General features: G+C 67.0%; 5 protein-coding genes. 1 reads left to right on the top strand and 4 read right to left on the bottom strand.

The genetic code is table 11. The annotated features are described in order from the left end of the window. From ACEN88_RS23590 to gcl, 4 genes are all read right to left on the bottom strand, one after another. A partial coding sequence (locus ACEN88_RS23590; RefSeq protein WP_413343569.1) for a glycerate kinase occupies positions 1–904 on the bottom strand: 904 nt, incomplete at its 3' end. Positions 905–931: 27 nt separating this feature from the next. Further along, positions 932–1825 carry a 2-hydroxy-3-oxopropionate reductase gene (locus tag ACEN88_RS23585; RefSeq protein ID WP_413343567.1) on the bottom strand — a complete coding sequence of 298 codons (894 nt, stop codon included), beginning with the start codon at positions 1823–1825 and terminating at the stop codon, positions 932–934. 24 nt (positions 1826–1849) lie between these two features. Next, positions 1850–2641, bottom strand: coding sequence for a hydroxypyruvate isomerase (hyi, locus tag ACEN88_RS23580; RefSeq protein WP_413343565.1), 792 nt, complete (start codon positions 2639–2641; stop codon positions 1850–1852). Between the two features lie 15 nt (positions 2642–2656). After that, positions 2657–4426: a glyoxylate carboligase gene (gcl, locus tag ACEN88_RS23575; RefSeq protein WP_413343563.1), complete on the bottom strand. Its 1770-nt coding sequence runs from the start codon at positions 4424–4426 to the stop codon at positions 2657–2659. A 124-nt stretch (positions 4427–4550) separates the two neighbouring features. Here gcl and ACEN88_RS23570 point away from each other — a divergent pair. Next, positions 4551–5365: LysR family transcriptional regulator (locus ACEN88_RS23570; protein WP_413343561.1), on the top strand; the 815-nt coding region annotated here is incomplete at its 3' end.

The raw sequence follows: 5365 nt of genomic DNA, 5'->3' as shown, positions 1-5365 counted from the left end.
CCTCGGTGACAGCATCGAGGGCGATGCCGGCCATGACCTTGGCCACGTCGCGCGCCTCGCCCTCGATGCTGTCACCGAGGATCAGCGGCGTCACGCCGGCCTTGCGGGCAACGTCCGCCGCGGCTTCCAGCGCCATCTGCGGCGACGCGACGATGTGCGTTTCGACGTGTTCCAGGCGCCGGTTGCCCGGCTTGATCGTCTCGCCGTCGCCGGATTCGAGCAGGCGGCGCGCGCCCGCAGGCAGGTCGATGCCGTAGCGGCGCACGACTTCCAGCGCATCCGCGCAGGTCGTCGGGTCGGCCACGGTGGGACCGGAGGCGATGTCCATCGGGTTGTCGCCCGGGACGTCGGAAATCAGGAGGTTGACCACGCGCGCCGGGTGGCAGGACGCGGCCAGCCGGCCGCCCTTGATGGCGGACAGGTGGCGGCGCACGCAGTTCATTTCGGTAATGCTGGCGCCGGAAGCGAGCAGCGCGCGGTTGATCGCCTGCTTGTCTTCCAGCGTGACGCCCTCGCCGGGCAGCGGCAGCAGCGCGGAACCGCCGCCGGAGATCAGGCAGATCACGAGGTCGTCTGCCGACAGGCCGCGCACCGTGCGCAGCATGCGCTGGGCGGCTTCGCGGCCGGCGGCGTCGGGGACCGGATGGGCGGCTTCGACGATCTCGATGCGTTCGCACGGCACGGCATAGCCGTAGCGCGTGACGACGAGGCCCGACAGCGGACCGGGCCAGCTGCGCTCCAGCGCCTGCGCCATCGCGGCGGACGCCTTGCCGGCGCCGATCACCACCGTGCGGCCTTTCGGCGGCACCGGCAGGTTGCGCGGAATGCACAGCGCGGGCTGGGCCGCGTCGACGGCGGCGGTGAACATGCTGGCCAGCAGTTCGCGTGGGGTCATCGTGGTCATCAAAGTCTCCTGTCCGGTTCCGGGCGATTACGCTTGCTTCTGGCCGATCTCGAAGTTCGACATGATCTCCAGCGCGCGCACCATCGCGGAGTGGTCCCAGCTGCCGCCCTCGTGCGCGGCGCAGGTGTTGAACAGTTCCTGCGCGGTGGCGGTGTTCGGCAGCGCCACGCCCAGCTGGCGGCCGGTGGTCAACGCCAGGTTCAGGTCCTTGCGGTGCAGGTCGATGCGGAAGCCCGGCGCGAACGTGCGCTTGACCATCCGTTCGCCATGCACTTCGAGGATGCGCGAGTTCGCGAAACCGCCCATCAGCGCCTCGCGGACGCGGGCCGGATCGGCACCGGCCTTGGCGGCCAGCAGCAGCGCCTCGCCGACCGCTTCGATCGTCAGCGCGACGATGATCTGGTTGGCGACCTTGGTGATCTGGCCGTCGCCGTTGCCGCCGACGAGCGTGATGTTCTTGCCCATCTTGTCGAACAGCGGCTTGACCTTCGCGAACGCCGCCTCGCTGCCGCCGACCATGATGGTCAGGCTCGCGGCCTTGGCGCCCACTTCGCCGCCCGACACCGGCGCATCCAGGTATTCGCAGCCCAGCGCGTTGATGCGCCTGGCGAAATCCTTCGTGGCGACCGGGGAGATCGAGCTCATGTCGACGACGATCTTGCCGGCCGACAGAGCCGACGCGACACCGTCCTTGCCGAACAGGACCTCGTCCACCTGCGGGGTGTCCGGGACCATGATGAAGATGATGTCCGCCTGCGCCGCCACTTCGGCGCCGTTCAGGCACACGCGGGCGCCCGCTTCGACGAGCGCCGACGGGGTCGGGCCGACGGTGTTGGTGAACAGCGTGTGGCCGTCGTTGATGAGGTGTCCCGCCATCGGGGCACCCATGATGCCCAGGCCGATGAATCCGATGTTTGCCATGATATGTCTCCTTGCTTGAATTGATTAACCAGCCAATTTCGGGCCCAATGCGGCGATCCAGTCCAGGCCCGCGCGGGTGTCGGCGGCCGGCTTGTACTCGCAGCCGATCCAGCCGTCGTAGCCGATGCGGTCGAGGTGCCTGAACAGGAACGGGTAATTGATCTCGCCCGTGCCCGGCTCGTTGCGGCCGGGGTTGTCCGCGACCTGGATGTGCGCGATGCGGGCCAGGTGCTTCTCGACCGTCTTCGCCAGCTCTCCTTCCGAGCGCTGGGCGTGGTAGACGTCGTACTGGACGAACAGGTTGTCCGCGCCCACCGAGTCGATCAGGTCGAGCGCCTGCCGCGTCGTGTTCAGGTAGAAGCCCGGAATGTCGTACGTGTTGATCGGTTCGATCAGCAGCTTGAGACCGGCCTGCTTCAGCTGCGTCGCCGCGTAGCGCAGGTTCTCGACGACGGTGCGGCGCAGCGTGCCTTCGTCGACGCCGGCCGGCGCGATGCCCACCAGGCAGTTCACCTGGCGGCAGTTCAGCGCTTTCGCGTAGTCGATGGCGCGGGCGACGCCTTCGCGGAACTCGGCCTCGCGGCCCGGCAGCACGGCGATGCCGCGTTCACCTTTTTCCCAGTCGCCGGCCGGCAGGTTGTGCAGGACCTGCGTCAGGCCGAATTCCTGCAGGCGTTCCGCCAGCGCTTCCTTTTCGAACCCGTACGGGAACAGGTATTCGACGCCCTTGAACCCCGCGTCGCGCGCCGCCTCGAAGCGGTCGAGGAACGGCAGTTCGTTGAACAGCATCGTCAGGTTGGCAGCAAATCTTGGCATGTCTTTCTCCTTGCTTCAGACGCGAATCGCGGTCGGGGCATCGCCCGGATGGTCGGCCAGCGCTTCGAATTCGTTGATGGCGTCGATCTCCAGGCCCATCGCGATGTTGGTCACGCGCTCCAGGATGATCTCGACGATCACCGGCACGCGGTGCTCGTTCATCAGGCGGCGCGCCTCGGCGAACGCCGGCTGGATGTCGTCGACCCGGCGCACGCGGATCGCCTTGCAGCCCAAGCCTTCGGCCACGGCCACGTGGTCGACACCGTAGGCGCCGAGGTCCGGCGCGTTGATGTTCTCGAACGCCAGCTGGACGCAGTAATCCATGTCGAAGCCGCGCTGCGCCTGGCGGATCAGGCCGAGGTAGGCGTTGTTCACGACGACGTGCAGGTACGGCAGCTTGAATTGCGCGCCGACGGCCAGTTCCTCGATCATGAACTGGAAGTCGTAGTCGCCCGAGATCGCGACGACGTCCGTCTTGGCGCCGGACGCGACGACGCCCAGTGCGGCCGGCACGGTCCAGCCCAGAGGACCCGCCTGGCCGCAGTTGATCCAGTTGCGCTCCTTGTACACGTGCAGGAACTGCGCGGCGGCGATCTGCGACAGGCCGATCGTGCTGACGTACGTCGTGTCCTTGCCGAAGGCGCGGTTCATCTCTTCGTACACGCGCTGTGGCTTGATCGGGTTGTTCTCGAAGTGCGTCTTGCGCAGCATCGTGCGCTTGCGTTCCTGGCACTGCGCCGCCCAGCCGCTCCTGTCCGGCAGGCCGCCGATGGACGCCATGCCGCGGGCCACGTCGATCAGCAGGTCCAGCGCGGCGCCCGCGTCGGAGACGATGCCCAGGTCCGGCCCGAACACGCGGCCGATCTGCGTGGGTTCGATGTCGATGTGGACGAATTTGCGACCCTTCTTGTAGACGTCGACGGAACCCGTGTGGCGGTTCGCCCAGCGGTTGCCGATGCCGATCACAAAGTCGGATTCGAGCATCGTCGCGTTGCCGTAGCGGTGCGACGTCTGCAGGCCGACCATGCCCGCCATCAGCGGGTGGTCGTCGGGGATCGCGCCCCAGCCCATCAAGGTGGGAATCACCGGGACGCCGACGATCTCCGCGAATTCCTGCAGGCGCGCGGCGGCATCGGCATTGATCACGCCACCGCCGCAGACGATCAGCGGACGCTCGGCGGCGTTCAGCATCGCCAGCGCCTTCTCGGCCTGGGCGCGGGTCGCGCCGGGTTTATACACCGGCAGCGGTTCGTAGGTGTCGATGTCGAATTCGATCTCGGCCACCTGCACGTCGAACGGCAGGTCGATCAGCACGGGGCCTGGGCGGCCGGAGCGCATCAGGTGGAAGGCCTGCTGGACGACGCGCGGCAGCAGGTCCGGCTCGCGCACGGTGACGGCCCACTTGGTGACCGGCTTGGCGATCGACTCGATGTCGACGGCCTGGAAGTCTTCCTTGTACAGGCGGGCACGGGGTGCCTGGCCCGTAATGCATAGGATAGGTATCGAATCGGCCCAGGCGGAGTACAGGCCCGTGATCATGTCGGTGCCGGCCGGACCCGACGTGCCGATGCACACGCCGATGTTGCCGGCCTTGGCGCGGGTATAGCCCTCGGCCATGTGCGAGGCGCCTTCCACGTGGCGGGCGAGCACGTGCTCGAAGCCGCCGTTCTTCTTCATCGCCGAGTAAAACGGGTTGATCGCGGCGCCGGGCACGCCGAATACCGTACTCACACCTTCCTTGCGCAGCACTTCCGCCGCTGCGTCGATTGCTCTCATTCGGGCCATGTTCTCCTCCGTTGCTATGGTTAGTCTTGGACTGATGACCCAGCATAGCCATAACCCACGGCAAGTTGAATTGCTGCTATTATCGGCTCTGTCGATACTTTAAGTATTGAATGGGATAAAAGGCATGGATCGCTACACCGAAATACGCAGCTTCGTACTCATCACCGAAAAGGGCAGCTTCGCCGGCGCCGCGCTGGCGGAAGGCGTGACGCCCGTCGTCATGGGCCGGCGCCTGGACGCCCTGGAACGACGCCTCGGCGTGCGCCTGATGCACCGCTCGACGCGCGGCCTCACGTTGACGGCGCTGGGTGAACAATTCATCGAACCGTGCCGCCAGCTGCTGCGCGATTTCGACATCACGGAAAACAGCATCAGCGCGGGCCGCAGCACGGTGCGCGGCCACCTGGTCGTGTCGGCGCCGGCGGCGTTCGGGCGCAAGCACGTGGCGCCGCACGCGCCGGCCTTCCGCGCCATCCACACGGAACTCAAGATGTCGTTCAACTTCACGGACAGCGTCGTCGACCTCGTGCGCGAGGGCTACGACATGTCGATCCGCATCGGCGAGGTGACGGACCCGAACTACGTGGCGATTCCGCTCTTCCCCAACCGGCGCGTCGTGTGCGGCACGCCCGACTACTTCGAGCGCAACGGCGTGCCGCGCGCGCCGGAAGATCTCGCGCGCCACAACTGCCTCGCCTTCAACCTGCAGGGCGGCCAGCAGCGCGGCTGGACGTTCCAGCGCGACGGCAAGCTGTTCGCCGTGCGCGTGGACGGCGACCTCGCCTGCAACGACGGCGAGCTGCTGTTCGACTGGGTGAAACAGGGACTGGGCATCGGCTGGCGCTCCACGTGGGAGATCCAGGCCGAGCTGAAACGGGGAGAGCTCGTGACGGTGCTGGACGAATACGCCGTCGGGAATTATCCGATCCAGGCCGTGTT

It is taken from the genome of Massilia sp. CT11-108 (genome assembly GCF_047302915.1).
GTDB classification, from domain to species: domain Bacteria; phylum Pseudomonadota; class Gammaproteobacteria; order Burkholderiales; family Burkholderiaceae_D; genus Telluria; species Telluria orientalis.
This window is presented reverse-complemented; position numbering and strand designations above follow the sequence as displayed.

Coding starts and splice junctions, on each gene's coding strand:
- ACEN88_RS23585 (WP_413343567.1), bottom strand. CDS start 1,825: ATGGCAAACATCGGATTCATCGGCCTGGGCATCATGGGTGCCCCGATG.
- hyi (WP_413343565.1), bottom strand. CDS start 2,641: ATGCCAAGATTTGCTGCCAACCTGACGATGCTGTTCAACGAACTGCCG.
- gcl (WP_413343563.1), bottom strand. CDS start 4,426: ATGGCCCGAATGAGAGCAATCGACGCAGCGGCGGAAGTGCTGCGCAAG.